Raw genomic sequence first — 22390 nt, 5'->3', positions numbered from 1 at the left:
CCACTGTTCTGTCGTAAAGAAACCGAAAATTACGGTGGGGAAAGCCTCATCTGGACCGTCCATGCCATTTCGTCGACCGAAAGGCAGTTTACAGCGACTAGCGTATTAAGGCACTAAACGCATGATTGGTGCCCCTGCATACATGAACAAAAAGAAAATATTCAACGATCCGGTCTATGGCTTTGTCACCATTCCAACGGAGCTGCTATTTGACCTGATTGAGCACCCCTACTTTCAGCGGCTGCGCCGAATTCAGCAGCTAGGTCTCACGGGGTTTGTTTACCCTGGGGCGCTGCACACGCGCTTTCACCATGCCCTCGGGGCCATGCACCTGATGAGCATGGCCTTGCGGACGCTCAAAGACAAACACGTAAAGATTTCGGCGGCCGAAGGCCAAGCGGCGCTGGCGGCTATTCTGCTTCACGACGTCGGGCACGGTCCTCTCTCCCACGCCCTAGAAACGGCTATTTTCCACGAAGTACCGCACGAGCGGCTGTCGTTGCAGCTGATGCAGCGCCTCAACCGGGAGCACCACGGCGCCCTCGACCTAGCTATTGAGATTTTTCAGGGCAGCTACCACCGACCGTTTTTCCACCAGCTTGTGAGCAGTCAGCTGGATATGGACCGGCTGGATTACCTCAACCGAGACTCCTTCTACACAGGCGTGCAGGAAGGTCGCCCAGGTGCTGACCGCCTCATCAAGATGCTGACGGTGGTGAACGAACGGCTGGTGCTGGAGGAAAAAGCCATTTATAGCATCGAGAACTTCTTGGTGAGTCGCCGCCTGATGTACTGGCAAGTGTATTTGCACAAAGCCGTTACCAGCGCCGAGCAGATGATCATCCGCATTGTGCAACGTGCCCGCGACCTCACCCGCGCTGGTCACCGCGTGCCCGCGTCGCCTGACCTGCACTTTTTTCTCTCCAAGCCGGTCAGTATCACTGACTTTGAGCAGGACGAAAGCATCTTGCAGCGTTTCGTGCAGCTCGACGACTACGATATTTGGGGCGCCGTAAAAATGTGGGCCGGCCATCCCGACAAGGTGCTCAGCTACATGTCGCGCAGCATCCTCGACCGGCACTTGTTCAAGATCACACTTCAGAGCGAACCGTTTGACGAAGACTTAAAGCTAGGTGTCACGGAGCTCATCAGCGAGAAGTTCAGCTTACCCATGGACGAGGCCAAGCTGTTGATGCTCAGTGGCCGCATTAGCAACAATGCTTACGACTCCCACGACGAAACCATTGATGTACTCACCAAGAGCGGGCACGTTGTAAACGTAGCGGAGGCTTCCGACTTGCCAAATATCCGCGCCCTCAGCAAACGCGTTGAGAAGTACTACATCTGCTATCCGAAAGAAATTATTCAATAGCATGTAGTACTTGGCGTTTGGGCTCCGCCATAGTAGCTAGCTTTGCATACCCACCCTTTGTTTTCGTAAGCAAATACTAGGTAGTTTGGGCCGCTAGCTCTTTCTCGAATATGCTTGAATACCCTAGGTCTCAACAACTAAGCATTAGGCGCTAGGCACTACACATAAAGCACTAAAATCGAAGCCCCAATTTTCTATACTTTTGCCCGATGGAATTTACGGTAGGTCAGATTGCGGAGGCTCTCCGCGGTGAGGTTGAAGGCGACGCCGCGCAACGCGTCGATCGACTGGCAAAAATTGAGGAAGCCCAGGCTGGTTCGCTTACTTTTCTGGCCAACCTGAAGTATGAGCCGTACCTGTACACCACGGGTGCCAGCGTTATCATTGTCAGCCGCGGGCTGGTGCTGCGCCAGCCGGTGCAGGCCAGCCTTATCCGCGTAGATGATCCTTACTCTAGCTTTACCACCCTGCTGGAGTTTTACCAGCAGAGCACACGCACGGGAAAACGCGGCGTAGAAGAACCGGCTTACTTAGGTTCGGGTAGTGTCATCGGGGAGAACCATTACCGGGGCGCCTTCTCTTACATCGGCCAGAACTGCCGCATTGGCCAGAACGTGCTGATTTTTCCGCATGCCTACATTGGCGACCGGTGCACCATCGGCGACGGCACCATTATTTATGCTGGGGCTAAGCTCTATGCCGATACGGTGGTAGGTGCTCGCTGCACCATTCACGCCGGAGCGGTGTTAGGTTCCGAGGGGTTCGGCTTCGCACCGCAGCTTGATGGCTCCTACCGGGCCATTCCGCAGACTGGCAACGTGATACTAGAAGACGACGTGCGCATTGGCGCCAATACGACCATTGACTGCGCGACGATGGGCGCTACTCTCATTCGAGAGGGAGTTAAAATCGATAACCTAGTTCAACTTGCGCACAACGTCGAGGTAGGTCGTCATACCGTTATTGCGGCTCACGCGGGCGTGTCAGGTTCCACTAAAATTGGTGACTTCTGCGTGCTGGCAGGACAAGTAGGACTGGCTGGTCACCTGAGCTTGGCGAATCGTACTACCGTCACAGCACAGTCGGGCGTTGGCAAGTCGATTAAGGTAGAAGGCGAGTTCCTGCAGGGCTCTCCAGCCTTCAATTTGCGCGACAGTTTACGGGCTAATGCTATCTTCCGCCACCTACCTGACCTAGAGCGCCGCCTCACCCAATTGGAACGCAGCCGGATCGAACCGGAAAAGCCCTAGCTTTGCATCTTGAAAGAGCTGTTGGCTGCTAGCAGTTAGCTCCTAGCTTTTGTCTTTTTTCTTCACTTCTGCGCGGATTTAGATTCAACGTTTAACCGTCAGCTAATAGCTAGCAGCCAACAGCTAACAGCTTCTAATGAACGATAAGCAACATACTATTAAGGCACCGGTGACCGTCAGTGGCATTGGTCTGCACACAGGCGCCCAGGCCACCATGACCTTTTGCCCGGCTCCTATTAACCACGGTTATAAGTTTCAACGCGTCGATTTACCGGGCCAGCCGATTGTCAACGCTGACGTTGACAACGTAGTAGACCTCTCCCGCGGCACAACCATTGAGCAGAACGGCGCCCGCATCAATACAGTGGAGCACACGCTAGCTGCGTTGGTGGGCCTGGAGATTGACAACGTTCTGATTCAGCTGGACGGCCCCGAACCGCCCATCATGGATGGCTCCTCTTACGAGTTCATCAAGCCGTTGCAGGAAGTAGGTCTGGAAGAGCAGAATGCGCTGCGCAACTACTTCGAGATTCCCGACGAGATTCGCTACGTAGATAATAGCCGCGCCGTCGAAATTGCCGCGTTGCCACTCAACAACTACCGCCTCACGGTAATGGTGGACTACAACTCACCGGTGCTTGGCTCGCAGCATGCCTCGCTGACGGACATTTCGCAGTTCCCGGGGGAAATTGCTTCCTCGCGCACCTTCTGTTTTCTGCACGAGCTAGAAATGCTCTACAAGCAGAACCTGATCAAAGGCGGCGACTTGAGCAATGCCATTGTGGTAGTTGACCGAGTAGTAACCGACGACGAGTTGACGGACCTAGCCAACATGCTCGGCAAGCCTAAAGTAGCCGTTAAGAAAGAAGGCATTCTGAACAACGTGGACCTGCGCCACAAGAACGAACCCGCCCGCCACAAGCTGCTCGACCTGGTAGGTGACCTAGCTTTGGTTGGTCGACCGCTAAAAGGCCAGATCCTGGCTGCTCGTCCAGGGCACGCAGCCAACGTAGCATTTGCTAAGCGCATCAAGAAGAAGATGATGGAGGTGAATGCTAACGCTGTACCGACGTACGACCCAGCGCGCACGCCGGTGATGGACATCAACCAGATCAGCCAGACGCTACCGCACCGCTACCCTTTCCTACTCATCGACAAGATCATTCATCTTGATTCGGAAATGGTGACGGGCGTGAAAAACGTGACCATGAATGAGCCCTTCTTCCAAGGTCACTTCCCCGGTAATCCGGTGATGCCTGGCGTCATTCAAATTGAGGCCATGGCACAAACGGGTGGCATTCTGGTGCTCAACTCGGTACCCGACCCGGAGAATTACTGGACCTATTTTATGGGTATCGAGAGCTGCCGTTTCCGGCGCATGGTTAAACCGGGCGACACCATTATCTTCCGCTGCCAGCTGCTAGCCCCCATTAAGCGAGGCATCGCCAAAATGAGTGGCAAAGCCTACGTGAATGGAAAAGTGGTGATGGAAGCCGAAATGTCAGCCAGCATCGTTCGAAAAACCGCTTAGTTTCAATTAGCAATTAACCTCTAGCATCTGACAATGCCACGGCCCTCTCTCACGTTGACTTGTGGCTATAGAGATGAAACTGATAATTGTTAAGCGATAATTGATAATTGAAAATAATGAACCAGCCGCTCGCCTATATTCACCCCGAAGCTAAAATTGCCCAGAACGTTGTAGTAGAACCTTTTACTACAATTGATAAGGACGTTGAAATCGGGGAAGGCACCTGGATCGGGCCCAACGTGACCATCATGTCGGGAGCCCGCATTGGCAAGAACTGTAAGATATTTCCTGGCGCTGTTATTTCGGCTATTCCGCAGGATTTGAAGTTTGCCGGCGAAGTAACAACGGTACACATCGGCGATTACACGGTTATTCGTGAGTGCGTCACAGTAAACCGCGGCACGGTAGATCGTATGCGAACGGTGGTAGGCCGCAACTGTCTGCTGCAAGCGTACGTGCACATTGCTCACGATTGTATCGTGGGCGATAACTGCGTCATTTCTAACTCCGTGCAAATTGCTGGTCACGTTGAAGTTGGCGATTGGGCTATTATTGGGGGTACCTCGGCCGTGCACCAGTTTGTTCGCATCGGGCAGCATTCGTTCATTGGCGGGGGTTCGCTAGTGCGGAAAGATGTTCCTCCCTTCGTGAAGACGGCGCGCGAACCGCTAACCTACGCCGGAGTCAACTCCGTGGGGCTGCGCCGCCGGGGCTACTCGGATGCAGCCATCTTGCAAATTCAGCAGTGCTACCGTTTGCTGTTTATGAGCGGTCTGAATACCAGCGACGCGCTGGATCAGATAGAACTCGATCTACCCTCTAACCCTGAGCGCGACGAGGTCGTGAACTTTGTGCGCAACTCGGGCCGAGGCATCATCAAAGGATATTCGCGCAACGGCGACAGTGGCGACTAATGCAGATTGAGGCAACCGGCCTAGGCAAGCGCTTTCACCGCGACTGGATCTTTCGAGGTCTAACACACACCTTTGAACCTAATACCGCAACGGCCATCTTAGGTCCGAATGGGTCGGGTAAGAGTACGTTGCTCAATACGCTTTCGGGACAATTACTGTCTACGGAAGGAACCCTCACGTACTCCTACCAAGGAAAATCGGTGGTGGTTGAAGAAGTACCGCAGCTACTTGCCTACTGCGCACCTTATTTAGAACTGATTGAAGAGCTAACACTTACAGAGCTCTTGCACTTTCACACCCGCTTCAAACCGCTTCAGACGGGCCTGAGCATAGAGGGTCTCATTGAACGCATGTACCTAGAGAAGTCGCGCCACAAATTCGTGCGCGACTTCTCCTCGGGCATGAAGCAGCGTCTGAAGCTAGGTCTGGCGTTGTACGCGGCTGCCCCGCTCCTGCTGCTAGATGAACCCACCACCAACCTCGACCGCACGGGCGTAGAGTGGTACCGCGAGCATGTGCGAGCCACGGCTGCTAACCGCTTGGTCCTCATCAGCTCCAATGTGGCGGAAGAGTACGACTTCTGCACCACGCAGCTCGACGTGACTAGCTTCGCCCGACCAGCCCGGTAAGTTGGTAGCTTAGGTTCGCAAGCCTTGTCGCTTATCTATATTTACTTACACCTAGGGTAAGGTGCTTTGCAAGCCCTTGCATCAGCTTCTTGCATCGCGAGAACTCCATGCTTCAAGAGTACGGGCCGTGAGCTCAAGGCCGGCTGCAAAGCTAAACAGTAGAAAGCAGCCTAGTAAAAATCCGGTTTTGTCCCCAACGCAAAAGCTGTTCCTGCCGTATCTTCGCTCCGGTAACCACACCTAACTGTTCACCATTACCTGCCCTCACCCGGCTATGAGACAATACGACGACCTCGACGACGATTTCGACGATGACGAACTGGATAGCTACGCTAAGAAAGGCGGCGGCAAGTCCAGTGGCAGTGCTGAAGATCAGCTAAGCGCCAAATACGCTGATTACTTAATGTGGCGCGACACAGGCTCTTCGCACGACGAGGCCCTCGACCTAGCTAGCATGACGGAGGAGGAATTCACCGCGGCCGAAGCAGCAGAAGACCCCGATAGTAGTGGCTTTTCGAGCCTTGATGACGATGATGACTTCGGCAACGACGACCTTGACGATGAAGACGATGACTACGGCAGCCACCGCACAGGTCGCGGCCGCAGCACGCGCTACAACGAAGACGACGACTTTTAAGGCACTGCTAAGCTGACTACGCGAATAGCACGAAAAAGCCCCCGCCCGATTCTATCAGGCGGGGGCTTTTTCGTTACAATGGTATGCACCTAGCTTTTGCCAAACACGCGCTTGAGCAAATCGGTGGTGCGGGCAACAGGGTTTTCGCGAATGTTGGCCTCTTCCTGGGCCACGAGCGTGAATAGACCATCAATGGCTTTGCCAGTGGCATAATCATTCAAGTCGGTATTGACAGGCGTCACGAGCGGGATTTTGTTGTAGCGCGTTGTCAGGTCGGTGTAGTAGCGGGTGGCGCTTACTTTGTCCAGCGACTGTTGAATAATCGGCTTGAACGCAGTAGTCAACTGCGTAGTCGTCGTGCGCTTTAGGTAGCTAGTGGCGGCGTCTTTTTCACCCGTCAGAATACCCCACACATCTCTGAACGTCAAGCTTTTGATGGCAGACAAGAAGATAGGTTTAGCACTTTTAGCGGCATCCTCGGCGCCGCGGTTGAGCGACAACTCAAACTTGTCGACTTGCGCACCCAAGCCAATGGTACGCAGGGTGTTGGCGACCCGCTGCGCATCGGGCGGGAACGGAATGCGGATGAGCTTATTCAGGTAGAAGCCGTCGGTTTTGGAGGCTTGATCGGTGCCTTTGCTGATGCCCTGCACCAGGGCTTCTTTCAAGCCGTTAGCAGCTTCCGTTTGGCTAACGGTACCAGTGCCCGCTGAAGAAGAAGTAGTGGTTTTGGGGAGCTGAGACTTCAGCACATCCCCTAGCTTTCCTAGCTTAATCTGTGCGGAGGCCGAGAAGCTAAGCCCTAGCAACGCGGTAAGGATCAAGGAATGACGGAATACGTTCATAAGACAGCGGAACAAAAGAACAGCGGCTTTGAGTGCCGTATGTAGCGATTAAGACATAAATCAGACCAAATCAGCCCTTAGTCTGGCCACGCAAGCCAGCAACAACTATACTTTTTGTTGGCAGAGTGAAAAAGCAAAGCCGTTGGCTGTCTAGGCAACCAACGGCTTTTGGTAAGCTAGCTCTGTGGCCAAACGGTCAGAGCTTGTGTTTATTTCCCAAACACGCGCTTCAGGATTTCGCTGCCGGCTGCAGCTGGATTGGTCCGGATTTTACCTTCTTGCTCAGCAATCAGTGTAAACAAGCCATCGACGGTTTTCTGGGTCGCATAAGGCTCCAGCTCTTTGGTGAGTGGCGTCACCATCGGAATCTTGTTGTACTTGGAGGCCATCTCGGCGTAGAGCTTGGTAGCGCCAGTCTGCTGCAACGACTGCTGGATGATGGGCTGCAAAGCAGTTTTCAGCTGGTCGGCCGTTTTGTTGTACAAGTAGGTTGTCGCGGCGTCATCTTCCTTGCTCGTCACGATGCTCATGGCATCGGCAAAGCTTAAGTTCTGAATGGCGTTGAGAAAAATAGGTTTGGCTTGAGCCGAAGCGGTTTCGGCGCTGCGGTTCAGGGCTACTTCAAAATTGTCGACCAAGGCTCCCATCCGCAGCTTGCGAAGCGTAGCCGACACCATTTCGGCCTCAGGGGGGAAAGGAATCCGGATATCAGCGTTGCCGTTGAAGCCGTCGGCTTGGCTGGCTTGCTCGACGCTGTTGGTCACGCTTTGCACCAGGGTTTCCTTCATGCCGCTCGAAGCTTCGGCATCCGTGAGTGGAGCCTTTACGACGGGAGCCGGCGCGGGTGCTGGAGTAGCCGCTTTGGTTGTCGTCGTTTTGGCCGTGGTTTTCGTAGCGGTCTTAGCCGTCGTTTTTTTCGTGGTCGTTGCTTTAGCCTTTGTCGTCGTCTTGGCTTTGGCGGTGGTAGTTTTGGTTTGCGCCGAAGCCGTGTAGGCACTAGCCAGACCTAGGGCAGCAGCAATAAGAAGAGTACGAAATGCGGGCATAAGCAAAAAGACAAAAACCAGACGGCCCTTGTGGCGGTCTTATCCATCGTGACCACAAATTACGCCAATTCCTCCATCCTCTACTCTCAGCTCCATGCCCCTCCTTCCCGACGTTGAAATCATGACCATTGGCGATGAGCTGCTCTATGGGCAGGTTATCGATACCAACTCTGCCTTTATGGGCCAGGAGCTAGCCAAAATCGGCTTGCGCGTACGCCAGATCAGTAGCGTATCCGACCGGGCCAGCGAAATTATTACGGCCCTCGACCAAGCGCGGCAGCGCGCCCAGGTCGTGCTCATAACCGGCGGCCTAGGTCCGACAAAAGACGACCTCACCAAACACGTTTTGGCTGGCTATTTCAAAACAGAGCTAGTGATGGACGAGTCTACCCTGCGCCATGTCGAGGGTATTTTCGCCCGCTTCAACCGCCCCATGTTGGAAGTAAACCGGCAACAAGCGTTGGTGCCCGCCAACTGTGAGGTGGTGTTCAACGCGGTAGGTACAGCGCCGGGAATGTGGTTTGAGGACCAAGGCACGGTATTCGTGTCGATGCCAGGCGTGCCATTCGAAATGAAGCGCATGATGACCGACATCGTGTTGCCTAAGCTGCAGGCGCACTTCCAAACGCCGGCTATTGAACACGTGGTTGTGCAAACCGCCGGCATCGGCGAGTCGTTTTTGGCGGAGATGATTGAAGACTGGGAAAGCGCGCTACCAACCAACGTAAAGCTAGCTTACCTGCCCTCCCTCGGCAATGTACGCTTGCGCCTCACCGGCACCAACGACGGCCAGCCCGATTTGCGTGGCCGCATGCAGGCGCTGCTACCGGCCCTGCGCGCGCGCATCGGCGAGTATATTTTTGCGGAAGAAGATATTCCGCTGGAAGCCGCTGTAGGCCGTTTGCTCGCGGCCCGCAATCTGACCATTGGCACTGCGGAGAGTTGCACTGGGGGCTTTTTGGCGCATAAGCTTACAAGCGTACCCGGCAGCTCGCGTTATTTTATGGGTAGCGTAGTAGCGTATTCCAATGATATTAAGATCAACCAGCTGGGCGTAAACCCGGAGACACTGGCGGCACATGGCGCCGTGAGTGAAGCGACAGTGCGCGAAATGGCGGAGGGTTTGCGCCAGAAGCTAGGGGTCGATGTAGCGCTGGCTACCAGCGGTATTGCGGGCCCAGATGGTGGCACACCTGATAAGCCAGTCGGCACAATCTGTATTGCCTACGCCGATCAGCACCAAACCGTGAGCCGCCAATTCACCTTCAACCGCGGCCGCCAAATCAACGTCGAGTACACCACCACTACCATCCTGAACCTGCTGCGCGTGAGTCTGCCGCCACTGGCATAGGGTCGCACCCTGACTTTCCTATTACCTTTGGGCCAGAATTCCGCACCCCACCCAATCAATAATTCAACCCAACCCCAATAACTGCATGGCACGAGTAGAAATGGTGATGCCCAAAATGGGCGAAAGCATTATGGAAGGCACCATTCTGAAATGGCTCAAACAAGTAGGTGATATCATTGAGCAAGACGAATCGGTACTGGAAGTAGCTACTGATAAAGTAGACACAGAAGTACCCGCCATTCATGCTGGTGTGTTGCAGGAAATATTGGCGCCAGAAGGTCAGGTAGTTGCCGTAGGAGCTCCCATAGCCGTGCTAGAAACAGAGGTTACTACGGCGCAAGCACCAGCTCCCACTACGGCACCCGCCGCTTCGGAACCAGCTGAGCAAGAAGAGGAAGAAGCAGAGCCTATTGCAGTGCCTTACCTCCCTGCTGCCACCAATACTAAGCCTGCAACTACCCAACCAGCGCATGCAGCCCACGCTAGCGTAGCGCAGCCGGGCCGCTTCTATTCGCCATTGGTGCTAAACATTGCCCGGCAGGAAGGTATTTCCCTCGCCGATTTAGAGCAAATCCCCGGCACGGGTCAGGATAACCGCGTTACCAAGAAGGATATCCTCACGTACGTGGCCGACGGAAAGAAGCCACTCGCGCAGCCTGAACCTGCTGCGCCCAGCGCCCCAGCACCTGCTGCTTCGGCTTCAGAACCAGCTCCCACGGCAGCAACACAACCAGAAGCTTCTGCCCCCAAAGCTGCACCGGCCCCAACGCCCGAGCCACAACCCGCTGCGCCAGCCACCGAGACTCCCGCGCCCGCACCAAAAGCTAGCAGCGCACCGGCGCCTAGCAAACCAGCACCTTCCGTTAGTGGCGGCGATGAGCTAATCGAGATGGACCGCATGCGCAAGCTAATCGCGCAGCGGATGGTGGATTCCAAGCGCATTTCACCCCACGTTACTTCTTTCGTGGAAGCGGACGTGACTGAAATCGTGAACTGGCGCAACAAGCACAAGGATGCTTACAAGCAGCGCGAAGGGGAAAACCTAACGTTCACACCCATTCTGGTGCAGGCGATTGTGCGAGCTATTAAGGATTTCCCCAACATCAACGTATCGATAGAGGGGGATTACATTATCAAGAAGCGCGACATCAACATTGGCTTAGCGGTAGCACTGCCTTCCGGCAACCTCATTGTGCCCGTTATTCACAAAGCCGACGAGCTGAACCTTAATGGCCTGAGCAAGCGCATAAACGACCTAGCTAACCGGGCCCGTATCAATAAGTTGAAGCCAGAAGACCTAGAAGGTGGCACCTATACCGTGTCCAACGTGGGTTCGTTCGGCAATGTGATGGGTACCCCGATTATTGTGCAGCCGCAAGTAGCCATCATGGCCCTAGGTGCCATCAAGAAAAAGCCTGCCGTCATCGAAACTCCACAGGGCGACCTAATTGGTGTTCGGCACTTTATGTTCTTGTCGCACTCTTATGATCACCGCGTGGTTGATGGTTCACTAGGTGGCATGTTTGTGCGCAAAGTAGCCGATTACCTAGAGCAATTCGACCCTAATACCACGATTTAAGCAGCGGCGCTTCGAGTCACGTCAGCGCTGTTCGTACGCATGAAAAACCTTCTTTTTCTCCTCACGCTGCTCATTGCGCTGGGGACCATTCTTTACTTGTATCGTCAGCTCTCGACCACGGAGCAGGCTCTTAAGCTAGCCGAAAAGCGCTTCGCCGACTGTGAACAGGTAACCTTCCAACTGCAAATGCAAAAGCAGGGCATTACGCCTCGCGGCTCTCAGAACGCAGCGGCTGACTCTTTGTCCGGCGAATAACCACCTAGGTCAGGTCCAAAGAAAAAGCCCCGTCGATCGACGGGGCTTTTTCTTTGGACTGCAGCGTGTAGCTTCTGCTTCGTGCTGCTTGCTTATGAGTTCAACCCTAACAGCATCAGCATGAAGGCGTACTGACGGGCCGTGTCGTTAATGGACTTGAAGCGGCCCGATGCACCTCCGTGGCCGGCGGCCATATCGGTGTGGAGCAGCAACAGGTTGTTGTCGGTTTTCATGGTGCGCAGCTTGGCTACCCACTTAGCAGGCTCGAAGTACTGCACCTGCGAATCGTGCAGGCCGGTAGTGACGAGCATGTTAGGGTAGGCTTGCTTTTTCACGTTGTCATAGGGCGAATACGAGAGCATGTAGTCGTAGTACTGCTTTTGGTTGGGGTTGCCCCATTGGTCGTACTCGCCGGTGGTTAGCGGAATGCTTTCGTCGAGCATGGTGGTCACCACATCCACGAAAGGTACGCCAGCAATGATGCCCTTGTAAAGATCGGGGCGCATGTTCACTACGGCACCCATCAATAGTCCACCTGCGCTGGCGCCGGAGGCAAACAGCTTGGCCGGCGAAGTGTACTTCTCCTTGATCAGGTACTCGGAGCAATCGATGAAGTCATTGAAGCTATTGATTTTGTGCAGCATACGGCCGTCTTCGAACCACTGTCGGCCCATCTCCTGTCCGCCGCGGATGTGGCAAAGCACGTAGGCAAAACCGCGGTCGAGCAAGCTCAGGCGAGCTGCGCTGAAGGTCGGGTCTTGCGAGTAGCCATAGGAGCCGTAAGCGTACTGCAAAAGTGGCGCGTTGCCATCCTTCTTGAACCCTTTCTTGTAGACAATGGCAATCGGCACCATGGCGCCGTCGCGGGCTTTCACGAAGGTGCGCTCCGTCACGTAATCTTCCTTCTTGAAGCCACCTAGCACTTCCTGCTGCTTGCGCAGGGTGCTCTTGTGGGTGTTCATGTCGTAGTCGTAGGTGGAAGGCGGCGTGGTAAACGAGGTGTACACGTAGCGCAGTACTGGCGTATCGAATTCGGCATTAGCCCCAAATGTGGCCATGTAGGCTGGTTCGTCAAACTTGAGGTAATGCTCCTGCTTGCTTTTCCAGTCGATCACGCGCATTTGGAGCAAGCCGTTTTTTCGCTCATTCACCACGAGGAAGTCGCGGAACAGATCGAAGCCATTGATAAATGCGTCCTTACGAGCTGGAATTACATCTTTCCAAGCCGTTTTTGCGGTGTTGCTGGTCGGCGTCACCATCAGACGATAGTTAGGTGCTTGCCAGTTGGTACGCACGTAAAAATTATCGCCCATGTGCTCGATGTCGTATAGATGGTCCTTCTCGCGGGGCAGAAACACCTTGAACTCACCGGCTGGGTTGGCAGCATCGAGGTAACGAAACTCATTGGAGAGTGAGCTGCCGACTACCAGGTAGATGTACTTCTTCGACTTGGAGCGGCCTACTCCTAGGTTGAAGGTGTTGTCCTTCTCTTCGTAAATCAGTTTATCCTCCTTCGGATCAGTGCCTAGGGTGTGGCGATACAGCTGATACGGCAGCAGCGTCGTGACGTCTTTCTTGGCATAGAACACCGTCTTGTTGTCGGTAGCCCATACGGCGTTGCCGCTGGTGTTCGGAATGGCTTCGGGGTACACCTTACCAGTCTTCAAGTCCTTGAAACGCAGCGTGTACAAGCGGCGACTCACCGTATCAGCACCATAGGCCATGATCTGGTTGTTGTCACTCACTTCGTAGCCGCCGATGGCAAAGTAGCTCTTGCCTTTGCCCATCTGGTTGGCGTTGAGCAATACTTCCTCGGGGGCTTTTAGGTCGCCCTTCTTGCGGCAGTAGATCGGATATTCCCCACCCGTTTCATAACGCGTGTAGTAATAGTAGCCATTATCGCGGTACGGCACCGACTCATCCTGCTCCTTGATGCGGCCTTTGATTTCGTTGAAAATCTTGCCTTCCACGGCTTTGGCTGGTGCCATCTTCTCATTGAAGTAGGCGTTTTCGGCGTTCAGGTACTTAATTACCTCCGGGTTTTCGCGCTCGTTGAGCCAGTAATAATTATCAGTGCGCGTGTTACCTAGGGTGGTCAGCTGCTTGGGTTTGATGGTCGCGACAGGCGGATTGCCCTGCTGCGCCTGCGCCGAGCCTAAGGCTAGCACGCTGGCACCCACCAATAAAGGGTTAAGCTTTTTCATGTGTTTGGGATGCAAAATGGAAGACGAATAAACCAGCACTGCTTTGCGCTACCTTCAAAGAAACAAGGGAATCGGGTTTAGCTGCACTATCTGATGAAAAATAGTACTGTAGAAACGCACCACGGCACGTTCCCAAAGCAAAAAGGCCATCCTGTGGTGAGGATGGCCTTTTTGATGCACTCTACTACCTAGCCTATAGCGAAGCTAGGCTTTGCTCCAACGCTGCAATCTTGGCTTCAGCATCGGCTTGCTTCTGCCGCTCGCGCTCAATCACGTCGGGCTTGGCATTCTGTACGAATTTCTCGTTGCTGAGCTTTTTCAACACTGATTCGAGGAAGCCGCGGTTGTACTCAATTTCCTTCTCGATGCGGGCCCGCTCGGCTGCTAGGTCGATGTGGCCTTCCAACGGAATGAAGAACTCGCTGGCGCCCTGTACGAAGCTCACGGCGCCGGTTAGCGCTTCGTGCACGAAGCTCAGTTCGCTCACGTTAGCTAGCTTTTTAATGATAGACACGTAGGCAGCTAATAGCTCCTGCTCGTCCGTTTTGGCGGCCACCACCAGCGGCTTGCTTGGCCCGATGTTCTTCTGGTTGCGCACGTTGCGGATGCCTGCTACTACGTCTAGTACCGTTGTCATGCGGCTGAGAATGTCAGCACTGTCGGCAACAGGTGTCAGCTTGGGCCAAGCCGCCACACAGATGTACTCCTTCGCGCCGCGCGGAGCTAGCTCGTGCCACAGCTCCTCCGTGATGAAGGGCATGAATGGGTGCAGCAACTTCAGCAGCGTTTCGAAGTAGCCAATGGTGTGCTTCAGCGTCTCCGCATCAATCGGTTGCTGATAAGCAGGCTTTACCATTTCCAGATACACCGAGCAGAAATCGTCCCATACGAGCTTGTACACGGTCAGCAGCGCATCGTTCATGCGAAACTTGTCGAAGTGCTCGTCGAGCTGCGCTACGGTTTCCTGCAACCTAGCCCCGAACCACTCCACCGCCTTTTCGCTGGCGAAGGGCAGGTCTTGGCTCACTTCCCAGCCCTGCGTAAGGCGGAAGGCGTTCCAGAGCTTGTTGGTGAAGTTGCGGCCCTGCTCTACAAGTTTGATGTCGAAGAGCAAGTCGTTGCCGGCCGGGGCCGAGAACAGCATGCCGGTACGTACGCCATCGGCGCCGTACTGCGCAATGAGGTCGAGCGGGTCGGGCGAGTTGCCGAGCTGCTTGCTCATCTTGCGGCCTTGGTCGTCGCGCACGATACCAGTGAGGTACACGTTTTTAAACGGCACTTCCTTGCGGTATTCCAGCCCAGCCATGATCATACGAGCCACCCAGAAAAACAGGATTTCGGGCGCCGTTACGAGGTCATTGGTTGGGTAGAAGTAGTTGACGTCGGCGTTATCTGGGTCCTTGAACCCATCGAACACTGAAATCGGCCACAGCCACGACGAGAACCACGTATCCAGCACGTCTTCGTCCTGGCGCAGGTCGGTGAGGGCTAGGTTTTCGTTGCCAGATTTTTGCTGCGCTAGCTTCAGGGCTTCGTCTTCGTTCAAGGCCACTACGAACGAGCCATCGGGCAGGTACCAGGCCGGAATGCGCTGGCCCCACCACAGCTGGCGCGAAATGCACCAATCGCGCACGTTCTCCATCCACACCCGGTACATGTTCTTGAACTTGGGCGGGTGCAGCTTGATTTCATCGGTCTCCACCGCTTCTAGGGCCGGCTTCGCCATCTGGTCCATTTTGCAGAACCATTGTAGCGACAGGCGCGGCTCAATAACAGCTCCGGTGCGCTCCGACGTTTGCAACACGCTAGCATACTCCTCGATTTTGTCGAGCAAACCAGCTTCCTGCAAATCCTTGGCAATCTGCTTGCGCGCGGCAAAACGGTCCTGGCCCACATACAGCACAGCCTTCTCATTGAGCGTGCCGTCGTCGTTCAGGATGTCGATAACAGCTAGGTTGTGCTTTAGGCCTAGCTCGTAGTCGTTCAAGTCGTGGGCTGGGGTCACTTTCAGCGCCCCCGTTCCGAAGTCAATGGCTACGTACTCATCCAGAATGATTGGAATCTCGCGGCCGAGCAGCGGAATACGCACCTTCTGCCCGTGCAGGTGGCTGTAGCGCCCATCGTTTGGGTTCAATGCCACCGCCACGTCGGCCATAATGGTTTCGGGGCGCGAAGTAGCTACCGTCAAGTACTGCCCCTCCTGCCCTACTACTTCGTAGCGCAAGTGGTACATTTTGCCGGTAGTATCCTTGGCAATTACCTCTTCGTCGCTGATGGCGGTTTGGCCCTGCGGGTCCCAGTTCACCATGCGCACGCCGCGGTAGATTTGGCCCTTGCGGTACAGATCTACGAACACGCGCATCACGGCTTCTGTCAGCTCGGGCTCCATGGTGAAGCGCGTCCGGTCCCAGTCGCAGCTGGCACCTAGCTTTTTGAGCTGTTCCAGAATGATACCGCCGTACTTTTCTTTCCAGTCCCAGGCGTGCTTCAAGAACTCCTCACGGGTAAGGTCGCGCTTGTTGATGCCTTTTTCCTTGAGCAGAGCTACCACTTTGGCTTCCGTGGCAATAGAGGCGTGGTCGGTGCCGGGCACCCAGCACGCTTCTTTGCCCTGCATGCGGGCACGGCGCACCAGCACGTCCTGAATGGTATTGTTGAGCATGTGGCCCATGTGCAGCACACCCGTAACGTTGGGCGGCGGAATGACCACAGAATAAGCCGGTTTGCGGGGGTTCGGTTTGGCTTTAAAGAAGCCTTGCTCCTGCCAGCGCTGGTACCATTTGGCTTCAACGTCGGCGGGCGTGTAGGTTTTGGCGAGGGCCATCGGCGGGTAAAATCGGTTCAGAATCACTACAAAAGTAGGCAATTCGAAGCGGGGTGGGAAACCTTGGCGGTGAAGGGCAATTCGGATTAGAATGAACGCTCTTTCCAAAGTCACTTCCCCGGTTCTCTGGTTCGTACAGCGGCCGAGCCTTCTTGGCCCTGTAGCACCCTGACTTTTAACAGCTTATTAAACCGACACGGCTCTGTTTGGAAGAAGTGGTTATGTCTCAATTTGCTACCACTTTAACAGCTACCACCCTTCTACCAGCCCACACAGGTCTCACGATTTGCCCCTGGAAAGTCTGCGCGGACAAAACCCGTTACTTCATAATTCAAACAATCAAGCTAGCTTCGCAAGGAGCCGGGAACTAAGCCCGTCTGCCGCTTGAAGAAGGTGCAGAAGTGCGCCACATCTGTAAAACCTAGGCTATCGGCAATTTCAGAAACAGTCCAATTCGTTTGCTTCAGCAGGATCTTTGCCTCCTGCACTACCCGACTACTAATGAGCGCAGTAGTGGTCTGGCCGGTAATTTCCTTTAGCGTTCTATTAAGATGGTTTACGTGCACGGCCAGCTGGTCGGCGTAATCTTTGGCCGTGCGCAAGCGCAGCTGCTGCTGCGGGGTGGCCAGCGGAAACTGCCGCTCCAACAACTCAGCAAACAGCGCTGCTAGCCGCGTCGATGCATTATGGATGGGTGCCGCAACTGGAGTAGGCTGCAGCTTCTGCCCCAGGTGGATAAGCTCTAACAAGTAAGCACGCAACAGGTCATACTTGTAGGTATAGCCAGAAGTTATTTCCTGGGCCATCTTCTCAAAAAGAGCCTCTACTGTCCTATATTCCGAATCCGTCAACTCCCACGCAGGACAACCTCCCAGTTGAAAAATCGGTAGTTCTTCCAGCACTACTCCACCCCTGACCGGCAGCAGAAAATCGTCGGTAAAAAGGCAGAAGTATCCGGTCTGGTTTAGGTCGTGGGGCTGCCAACGATAGGGAACCTTAGAGGTGGCAAACCACAAGCCTTTGTGTTCAATTTCCAATACTTGGTCGGCGCTCTCAACCCGACTTCTCCCGCAAACCAAGCTGACTTTGTAGAACGGTCGCCGGTCGAAGCTCATCGGCGGCCGGCTTGGGTACGTGAGCATCAAATCCGCCACGTTGCAGATGTTAAAACGCCCAACTTCTTGCTGAAAACCGAGTGGCAGCAGTGTACTGGCCTCTGCACGGCCCCTAGAAGCTAGCTTGGTATATACTGTTTCGGGCGAATCAGGCTTCATAGCTGTTTGTTGTATAAATCAAATATAAGGCAATTACTGTTACACGCTTGCCTTCTGTATGGACAGATATGCAGGTTATGATGCCTCGCGCACGTAGTGACCTTCGCTAGTACAGGCTACTTTTGGACCTAGGTCCTTCAGCACTGTCAGTGGTCGTGAGGCGTGGCGGTAAGTGCGCAGCTAGCTACGCATTCTTTCGTCACGGCTAATCTTTTGCGATAATTGCGTAATATGTTTGCAGTATGCCGAATCGCAACCATAGTTTTTTGAGGAGGATCTAGCTATTTTTAATAGATTTCCTTGATAACTTTGGATTAAACCCGAACCTCTGCTTTCTCTCTCACGCGCTATTCCATGGGTTCTCTTTTCTCGCTTCTTCGAAAGAAGTCTACCGATCCGGCTTTGCACCCGCTAATTGCTCCGATGCCAGGAGCAGGTAATCTCGCCCCGACTTCCACCGAAACTGTTCGTATTGGGATGGGCCAGTTATTGGTAGAAGGGGGCGAACCACATCGCAACCTCGACCGCGCCGCCCGCATGATTGCCGAGGCCGCCGAGCGGGGCTGCGACCTAGTGCTGCTCCCCGAAACCCTGGATTTTGCCTGGACGCACCCGAGCGCCCTAACCGAGGCGCAGCCTATCCCGGGCGCGTTCAGTAACCGCCTGTGCGAGGAAGCGCTTAAGCATAACATCTATATCTGTGCGGGACTAACGGAAAAGCTTAACGGCCATAACTACAATACGGCTCTGCTGATCAACCCCGCAGGCGAGATTATCGTCAAATACCATAAGATCAATCTGCTCACCGTCGAGCAGCCCTTCTACAGCGTCGGACAGACGCTCAACGTAGTAGATACGCCGCTCGGCAAAATTGGCGTGAACGTATGCGCCGATAACTACATCGATGGCCTATCGATTGGGCATACGCTAGCGCGCATGGGCGCCGAATTCATTCTGGCTCCCGCGTCCTGGACGGTCGATTACTCCATCACCGAGGAACACGACCCTTATCAGGAAAAGTGGGTGAAGCCGTTCAGCATCCTAGCCCAACTTTACAACGTGGCCGTGGTGAGCACCACTTCGGTAGGCTACATTGTAGGTGGCCCCTACGAAGGCAAGAAAAGCATTGGCTGCTCACTGGCTATCGACGCGAGTGGCATTCGGGCGCAGGGCACGTTCAACGAATTTGCTGGCGAGCTAATCATAGCTGAAGTACCTCGTCCGGTCCGAGCGGAGAAAGGCACCGCCATTGGCGACATGCTGCTGCGCAAGGGGTATCAATTCGATCAACTGCCTAGGTCTTTGTAGCGCAAACAGGCCGCTTTTTCTTGCTTTTACTTTCTACGCTGACTTTCCGCCACACCTATGCAGCATATCCCATCTGGGGAACCTACCCTTGCCGGCGCGTCGCCCCGCCGTTTTGCTATGACCAAAGAGCATCAGCGCTGCGTGCGCTGCATCATGGATACCACTGTACCGGGCATTCACTTCGACAGCAAAGGCGAATGTAACTTCTGTGTGCTGCATGACAAGATGGACCGTGCTTTCCCGCTGGGTGAGGCCGGCCGGCAAAAAGTACAGGAAATAGCCAACGACATCAGGCACCTAGGTCAGGGCAAAAAGTACGACTGCGTGCTGGGCGTGAGTGGGGGGCGCGACAGCTCCTTCACGCTGTGGTATTGCGTTACGCAGCTCAAGCTCCGCCCTTTGGCCGTGCACTTCAACGATGGTTTCGGCAACCCCGTGGCGGGCGAAAACATGGTGAAAGCCTGCCGCAAGCTCGGCGTAGAAATGCGCACCATCACCTCCGACTGGCGCGAGTCGAAGGACCTGAAGATTACGTTTCTGAAAGCCTCCACGCCCGACATGGAGGAAGGCACTGACCTAGGTATTGCCACGGCGCTGTACGGCGTCGCAGCCAAAGAAGGGATTCAGCGTATTGTTATTGGGCAGTCGTTTCGCACGGAGGGCATCGCGCCGCTTTCCTGGAACTATCTGGACGGCAAATACCTGAAAGCGGTGCATAAGCAGTTCGGCACGGTACCACTGCGGCCTTGGTCGCCCAACGACCCTGGCTTCAATCTGGATCTGAAGGAAATGTTCTACTACACGTTCCTGCGCCGTATTAAGACCGTTACCCTGCTCTATCACGTTGATTACGTACGTGCTGACGTGGATGAGCTGCTGGAGCGGGAGCTAGACTGGAAGAACCCCGGTGCCCACTATTTCGACGACCTCTACCAAAGCGTTATCTATTACCTGAACCGCACCAAGTTCAATATCGACCGGCGCTTATTCAACTACTCGGCGCTTGTGCGCTCAGGACAAATGTCGCGCGAAACAGCCCTGGAGCGCACCAGCCACGTCAACTCTATCGAGGATGAGCGAGTTATTGATCTGTGCATCAAACGCCTAGGCCTCACCCGCGCCGAGTTCGACCAGATTGTAGCTACGCCGCCTAAAACCTTCCGCGACTACCCGAACAACTACAGCTTGATCCGCTTGTTACGCTGGCCGATCAAAGTACTGAGTCAATTTAACTTACTACCAGAATCGGCATACGACAAGTATTTCAACTGCGGCACCTAGCTTTCAGGCAGTATGGCAGCAACTGAAAAGGCCGCTCCGGGATGGAGCGGCCTTTTCAGTCGTCGTACCTTGTGCTAACGACCTAGCTCGCGTGTAGCCAGTCTTTCTTCGCCAGCAGCTTCTCTTCCGATTCGCGGTAGTCGGGGTCATCGACGCAGCAATCGACGGGGCACACGGCCGCGCACTGCGGTTCCTCGTGAAAACCCATGCACTCAGTGCACTTGTCCGAAACGATGTAGTAGTACTCGTCAGAAACCGGCGTTTGGGGAGCGGTGCCCGACACTACCGTGCCGCCGTCGACTTCTACTTCTTTCAAGGTGGTGCCATCGGCCCAGCGCCATTGGGCGCCGCCTTCGTAAATAGCGGTATTGGGGCATTCAGGTTCGCAGGCACCACAGTTGATGCACTCGTCCGTTATCATGATGGCCATAGCCGTTTTCCTCTGGTTTTATTTCGGTGAATGACGATAAATACGCAAAAAAGGCGGGCGTGGCCCGGCTTAACTAAGCAAAAGTAGAAACTAACCCGTAGCCTTGCGAGTTTTTTGCTGAATCACCCTCTTGTTTCTGCTCCTGCTATGACCCATTCCGAACGCCTCGCCGCTTTTGTGGCCCTGGGGCGCCGTTTAGAACAGCTTACCGACGATGAAATTCAGACGCTTGCCATTAAGGCCCGCAACACCAACGCGTGGTTTGACGCACCTAACGTAACGGCAGCCCTGCGTGGCATCACCGACTTACTAACCGAAGAGCCCTTGCGGGCCTGGTCAGCGCGTTACCCCGCCGAACCTAGCGCGTCGCGGCGCGTGGGGGTGGTAATGGCTGGCAATATCCCGCTGGTTGGTTTTCACGATCTGCTCTGCGTGCTACTCAGCGGCCATCAGCTGCTGGCTAAGCCCAGTGCCGATGACACCGTGCTCATGCGCTGGGTAGCAGATGAACTCGTTCGTATTGAGCCTCGCTTTGCGGAGCGCTTAGCATTCGTGCCGCGCCTCAATGCAGCCGACGCATTTATTGCCACGGGCTCCGACAACACATCCCGCTACTTTGAATATTATTTTGGGAAGAAGCCAAACCTTATCCGCCGCAACCGCACCAGCCTGGCCGTGTTGACCGGCCAGGAAATACGGGAAGAACTCGCCAAGTTAGGTCCTGACATTTTTCAGTACTACGGTTTAGGCTGCCGCAACGTCTCCAAGCTTCTTGTGCCGGAAGACTATGCCTTTAGTCCGCTGCTCGATGAACTTCAGCCTTGGAATAGGGTGCTTAATCACCATAAGTACCAAAACAACTACGACTACAACAAGAGCATCTTGTTAGTGAACCGCGTGCCACACTTCGACACGGGTTTTCTGCTACTCACCGAAAATAAGCCATTAGTATCGCCGATTTCGGTGCTGCACTATGGCACTTACTCCAACGAAGCCGACCTAGCTGCCCAACTGACTGCCGTAGCACCTCAAACCCAGTGCATCGTGTCTGATAACGGCTGGTTCGCGGATAGCTTTGGGTTCGGGCAAGCCCAACACCCTACCGTGAGCGACTATGCCGATGGAGTAGACACCATGGCCTTTTTAGCCGGAATAGCGTAGTACAGTAACAAATCCCAACGAGAAGCGCATCCTAGCTTCTCGTTGGGGCTTTCGACTTTCCCCTCGCACGCCTTTTCTATTACACTTACCAGCATCCTAGTCGCCTATGCAACCTCTTGAGCAACAAGATGTAGAGCTTGTCGAGAAAGAAAGTATTCCGACCCTACATTTCCCACCCGATGACGTCTTGTCTGACCCAGTCGAGCAGAACCAACGCCGTCATGATGCGGAGCGCGCCACCGCCCTTGGCAACGCGTACCACAACAAAGTGAGCATCTATTTCCAGACAGATGATGGCGCCACTAAATGCGTGAACACCTCTGTGTGGGCAACGCATGAACAATACATTACGCTCAAGTCAGGAATTACCATCCCGCTACGGGCGGTGCTAGGTTTTACTTTTTAGGCGCTCTCTTTGCCCATTGACCTGCGCCCAGCTGTGCTTACTAAGAGCTGCACCTAATCACGCTTTGATGAAATAGTAAGAGGCTGTTATGAT

19 protein-coding genes are annotated in these 22390 nt (G+C 54.5%); 13 read left to right on the top strand and 6 right to left on the bottom strand.

Going from position 1 to position 22390, the window contains the following annotated elements; translation table 11 throughout:
• Positions 1-142: 142 nt before the first annotated feature.
• The 6 genes from SD425_RS09410 to SD425_RS09385 all read left to right on the top strand — a co-directional run bounded on the left by SD425_RS09410 (position 143) and on the right by SD425_RS09385 (position 6333).
• Positions 143-1372, top strand: coding sequence for an HD domain-containing protein (locus tag SD425_RS09410; protein ID WP_324677792.1), 1230 nt, complete (start codon positions 143-145; stop codon positions 1370-1372).
• Between the two features lie 209 nt (positions 1373-1581).
• Positions 1582-2622, top strand: coding sequence for a UDP-3-O-(3-hydroxymyristoyl)glucosamine N-acyltransferase (lpxD, locus tag SD425_RS09405; RefSeq protein ID WP_324677790.1), 1041 nt, complete (start codon positions 1582-1584; stop codon positions 2620-2622).
• Positions 2623-2758: 136 nt separating this feature from the next.
• On the top strand, positions 2759-4153 hold the full coding sequence (locus SD425_RS09400; RefSeq protein WP_324677787.1) for a bifunctional UDP-3-O-[3-hydroxymyristoyl] N-acetylglucosamine deacetylase/3-hydroxyacyl-ACP dehydratase: 1395 nt from the start codon (positions 2759-2761) through the stop codon (positions 4151-4153).
• Between the two features lie 116 nt (positions 4154-4269).
• Positions 4270-5067 carry an acyl-ACP--UDP-N-acetylglucosamine O-acyltransferase gene (gene lpxA, locus SD425_RS09395; protein WP_324677785.1) on the top strand — a complete coding sequence of 266 codons (798 nt, stop codon included), beginning with the start codon at positions 4270-4272 and terminating at the stop codon, positions 5065-5067.
• Positions 5067-5696: an ABC transporter ATP-binding protein gene (locus tag SD425_RS09390; RefSeq protein ID WP_324677783.1), complete on the top strand. Its 630-nt coding sequence runs from the start codon at positions 5067-5069 to the stop codon at positions 5694-5696. The genes lpxA and SD425_RS09390 overlap by 1 nt, the downstream gene beginning before the upstream one ends.
• Positions 5697-5970: 274 nt before the next feature.
• The gene (locus SD425_RS09385; RefSeq protein ID WP_324677781.1) at positions 5971-6333 is read left to right on the top strand and encodes a hypothetical protein; all 363 of its coding nucleotides are present in this window, start codon (positions 5971-5973) and stop codon (positions 6331-6333) included.
• Between the two features lie 89 nt (positions 6334-6422).
• On the opposite strand, the gene SD425_RS09380 is transcribed toward SD425_RS09385, so the two are convergent.
• Together SD425_RS09380 and SD425_RS09375 are read right to left on the bottom strand one after the other, a co-directional pair.
• The gene (locus tag SD425_RS09380; protein WP_324677779.1) at positions 6423-7178 is read right to left on the bottom strand and encodes a DUF4197 domain-containing protein; all 756 of its coding nucleotides are present in this window, start codon (positions 7176-7178) and stop codon (positions 6423-6425) included.
• 209 nt (positions 7179-7387) lie between these two features.
• Complete coding sequence (locus SD425_RS09375; RefSeq protein ID WP_324677777.1) at positions 7388-8224, bottom strand: DUF4197 domain-containing protein; 837 nt, start codon at positions 8222-8224, stop codon at positions 7388-7390.
• A 94-nt stretch (positions 8225-8318) separates the two neighbouring features.
• On the opposite strand from SD425_RS09375, the gene SD425_RS09370 reads away from it, so the two are divergent.
• The 3 genes from SD425_RS09370 to SD425_RS09360 all read left to right on the top strand — a co-directional run bounded on the left by SD425_RS09370 (position 8319) and on the right by SD425_RS09360 (position 11409).
• Positions 8319-9575: a competence/damage-inducible protein A gene (locus SD425_RS09370; protein ID WP_324677775.1), complete on the top strand. Its 1257-nt coding sequence runs from the start codon at positions 8319-8321 to the stop codon at positions 9573-9575.
• 85 nt (positions 9576-9660) lie between these two features.
• On the top strand, positions 9661-11154 hold the full coding sequence (locus SD425_RS09365; RefSeq protein WP_324677773.1) for a dihydrolipoamide acetyltransferase family protein: 1494 nt from the start codon (positions 9661-9663) through the stop codon (positions 11152-11154).
• Positions 11155-11193: 39 nt separating this feature from the next.
• Entirely contained in the window at positions 11194-11409 is a 216-nt protein-coding gene (locus SD425_RS09360) for a hypothetical protein (protein WP_324677771.1), read from the top strand.
• A 92-nt stretch (positions 11410-11501) separates the two neighbouring features.
• On the opposite strand, the gene SD425_RS09355 is transcribed toward SD425_RS09360, so the two are convergent.
• The 3 genes from SD425_RS09355 to SD425_RS09345 all read right to left on the bottom strand — a co-directional run bounded on the left by SD425_RS09355 (position 11502) and on the right by SD425_RS09345 (position 17711).
• A complete protein-coding gene (locus SD425_RS09355) occupies positions 11502-13613 on the bottom strand; it encodes a S9 family peptidase (protein ID WP_324677769.1) in 2112 nt (703 codons plus the stop codon).
• Positions 13614-13806: 193 nt separating this feature from the next.
• Positions 13807-16437, bottom strand: coding sequence for a valine--tRNA ligase (locus tag SD425_RS09350; RefSeq protein ID WP_324679515.1), 2631 nt, complete (start codon positions 16435-16437; stop codon positions 13807-13809).
• A gap of 344 nt (positions 16438-16781) precedes the next feature.
• A complete protein-coding gene (locus tag SD425_RS09345) occupies positions 16782-17711 on the bottom strand; it encodes a helix-turn-helix transcriptional regulator (RefSeq protein WP_324677767.1) in 930 nt (309 codons plus the stop codon).
• Positions 17712-18065: 354 nt separating this feature from the next.
• Here SD425_RS09345 and SD425_RS09340 point away from each other — a divergent pair, with 354 nt between their 5' ends.
• Positions 18066-19019 carry a carbon-nitrogen hydrolase family protein gene (locus SD425_RS09340; RefSeq protein ID WP_324677765.1) on the top strand — a complete coding sequence of 318 codons (954 nt, stop codon included), beginning with the start codon at positions 18066-18068 and terminating at the stop codon, positions 19017-19019.
• Positions 19020-19076: 57 nt separating this feature from the next.
• Complete coding sequence (locus SD425_RS09335; RefSeq protein ID WP_324677763.1) at positions 19077-20300, top strand: N-acetyl sugar amidotransferase; 1224 nt, start codon at positions 19077-19079, stop codon at positions 20298-20300.
• Positions 20301-20382: 82 nt separating this feature from the next.
• Here SD425_RS09335 and SD425_RS09330 read toward each other — a convergent pair whose 3' ends face one another.
• Positions 20383-20730: a 4Fe-4S dicluster domain-containing protein gene (locus SD425_RS09330; RefSeq protein WP_324677762.1), complete on the bottom strand. Its 348-nt coding sequence runs from the start codon at positions 20728-20730 to the stop codon at positions 20383-20385.
• 147 nt (positions 20731-20877) lie between these two features.
• Between SD425_RS09330 and SD425_RS09325 the strand changes: the two genes are divergently transcribed.
• Positions 20878-21891, top strand: coding sequence for an acyl-CoA reductase (locus SD425_RS09325; protein ID WP_324677760.1), 1014 nt, complete (start codon positions 20878-20880; stop codon positions 21889-21891).
• 106 nt (positions 21892-21997) lie between these two features.
• Positions 21998-22297 carry a hypothetical protein gene (locus tag SD425_RS09320; protein WP_324677758.1) on the top strand — a complete coding sequence of 100 codons (300 nt, stop codon included), beginning with the start codon at positions 21998-22000 and terminating at the stop codon, positions 22295-22297.
• The last annotated feature ends 93 nt before the right edge of the window (positions 22298-22390 follow it).

Source organism: Hymenobacter sp. GOD-10R (assembly GCF_035609205.1).
Taxonomy (GTDB): domain Bacteria; phylum Bacteroidota; class Bacteroidia; order Cytophagales; family Hymenobacteraceae; genus Hymenobacter.
This window is presented reverse-complemented; position numbering and strand designations above follow the sequence as displayed.